The sequence below is a fragment of the Limnospira sp. PMC 1279.21 genome (assembly GCF_032349615.1).
Taxonomy (GTDB): Bacteria; Cyanobacteriota; Cyanobacteriia; order Cyanobacteriales; family Microcoleaceae; genus Limnospira; species Limnospira fusiformis.
Genome location: NZ_JARPLU010000355.1, coordinates 101 through 1676, shown reverse-complemented (window position 1 = coordinate 1676; position 1576 = coordinate 101). Strand labels below are relative to the sequence as shown.

The following is a 1576-nucleotide window of genomic DNA, read 5'->3' as shown; positions in this document are numbered from 1 at the left end:
TGGGATACCGCCTCTGTTACCTTAACGGGTAATAGTGCTATCGTCGCATTGTCAGGGAACAGCCGGAAAAATGTCGCGTAAATGTATCAGAACAACTGCTAACAGTACAGATGCTAACAGTACAGATTTCAACGCCACCAGAGTTCAGCCAGACCTGGCTACTGGAAACCAGTTATGGAACTGGTGGCAATGCCCTCACCACCGGCCTTGATGGGTCTATTTATATAACAGGTTCTACTAGAGAGGACCTGAATGGAGAAATCAATCAGAGTGGTACTGATAGCTTCATTGTCAAATATGAACCCGATGGGACTCTGGTATGGACAAGACTGTTGGGAGGTAATTATTCTAACTCTTATGGCAATGCCCTCACCACCGGCCTTGATGGGTCTATTTATATGGCGGGTTGGACTCGGAGTGACCAGATTGTAGAAATTCCTCGACAGCCATACGAAATTCCCAGTAATGAAAACGATGTATTTCTCGCCCGGTATGAACCCGATGGCAGCCAGGTATGGACAACCCGGTTAGCAAGCAATAGGTCGGAAATAGCCCATGCCCTCACCACCGGCCTTGATGGGTCCATTTATGTAGCTGGCTTTACTAGCGGCGACCTAGGTGGGGAAATAAATAATGGTGGCACGGATGCCTTTATCAGCAAATACGAACCCGATGGGACTCTGACATGGACAAGGCTGTTAGGAACCAGTAATTGGGATGGTGCCAGAGCCCTCACCACTGGCTTTGATGGGTCTATTTATATGGCGGGTGAGACTTGGGGCGACCTGAATGGGGAAATTAATCAGAGTGGTGCTGATGGCTTTATTGCCAAATACGAACCTGATGGGACTCTGGTATGGACGAGACTGTTGGGAAGCAATGGTTGGGGGGCAGCCCATGCCTTGACCACCGGAATTGATGGGTTTATTTATGTCGCTGGTCTAACCGAGGGCGACATCAACGAGGAAATTTTTAGTCGTGGCGGAAATGCCTTAATCAGCAAATACGAACCGGAGGATGGGGCTCTGGTATGGACAACACAGTTGGGAACCCCTAATGCTGACCAAGCCAATGCCCTCACCACCGGCCTTGATGGGTCTATTTATATGGCGGGTTGGACTCAAGGCAACCTGGCTGAGGAAATGAATCGTGGTTACTCCGATGGGTTTATCGCCAAATACGAAACTGATGGCGCTTTGGCGTGGACAAGGCTGTTAGCCAGCAATGACTGGGACACAGTTAATGACCTCACCACGGGAATTGATGGGTCTATTTATATGGCCGGAAATGCCTTTGTTAGGGTGATAGTCGATGGGACTGTAGCGGAACCTGTACCGCCGCCACCGGAATTTATCGACCCATTGTTACCTCTCAACGGTGATTATATTCCCATAGCGGGCGACTTTAATGGTTCGGGAATCACAGATATTCTCTGGTATGCTCCCGGTCCTGACCCGGATTTTATGTGGTACTTTCATGCAGATGGTAGTTATGGGAGTCGTTTGTTCATGATTAATGGTTATTATATTCCCATAGCGGGCGACTTTAATGGTTCGGGAATCACAGATATTCTCTG

The 1576-nt window shown here is 48.7% G+C and carries 1 protein-coding gene and 1 pseudogene; both read left to right on the top strand.

Going from position 1 to position 1576, the window contains the following annotated elements; genetic code table 11:
• A pseudogene (locus P5683_RS26625) lies at positions 1-81 on the top strand (RNA-guided endonuclease TnpB family protein); the annotation flags it as partial.
• A 29-nt stretch (positions 82-110) separates the two neighbouring features.
• Positions 111-1576, top strand: a 1466-nt coding sequence (locus tag P5683_RS24505) for an SBBP repeat-containing protein (protein WP_315669502.1), incomplete at its 3' end; no start/stop codon positions are given.